General features: G+C 37.1%; 1 protein-coding gene. It reads left to right on the plus strand.

Annotated features, from left to right (window positions below; genetic code table 11):
• Positions 1–754: polysaccharide pyruvyl transferase family protein (locus J1782_RS00175; RefSeq protein ID WP_217151893.1), on the plus strand; the 754-nt coding region annotated here is incomplete at both ends.

Below are 754 nucleotides of genomic sequence, written 5' to 3' on the forward strand. Positions count from 1 at the left end.
CTACTGAATCTTTTGAAATTACATATCCTGTAAAAAAATTTTATTTGATTTCTGCGTCCGGCATGCCTAATTATGGGGATGACATGCTAACAAGAGGATGGATTAATCATATAAAAAGAAAATATCCAAATGCAATTATTTATCTTGATGCAGTCGACCCTATCGTAGCAGACACTCTGTACGAAGGTGTTATTTGTGTCAATTATTTATGGCAGCTTGCCCAAGCTTTGGGGAAGAGTGGAAGTATTGAGGAAAAGTTTTCTGACAGGACACTTCTTCCAATGCGTGAGAGGCTGATGTCTCAGATTTTCTCTGATGTTGACAGTATCCATCTTATGGGCGGAGGGTACATGAATGAACTCTGGGAGGCTAATCTACGCCTTATAGAACTCGTGTCCTATTTTGGTGAAAAGCATAAGATTAGAACTTATGCAACAGGGTTGGGATTACAACCGCTATCAGAAGATAAAGCAGAACATATCTCAAAATTTATCAAAAATTATTTCTGTTTCGACGTTCGTGATTTTCCTAGCTATCAGGTTCTTGAAAAATATCTACCTGGTAAAATTTCCTTCATTGGCGATGATTACTTTTGCTTCCCTTTTTCTGAAGTGGTTAGGCTTGTGGAGCGAGATGCACCTGTACTTCGCTTGTGTTTACACAATGAGCTATCAGATGATGAACAAAATGAAAAATTATTTATTTCGCAAATTGAAAATGTTATTGGTGATTTCATCGAAAGATATCCCAATTC

This window comes from Rahnella sp. BCC 1045, from assembly GCF_019049615.1.
Classification (GTDB): domain Bacteria; phylum Pseudomonadota; class Gammaproteobacteria; order Enterobacterales; family Enterobacteriaceae; genus Rahnella; species Rahnella contaminans.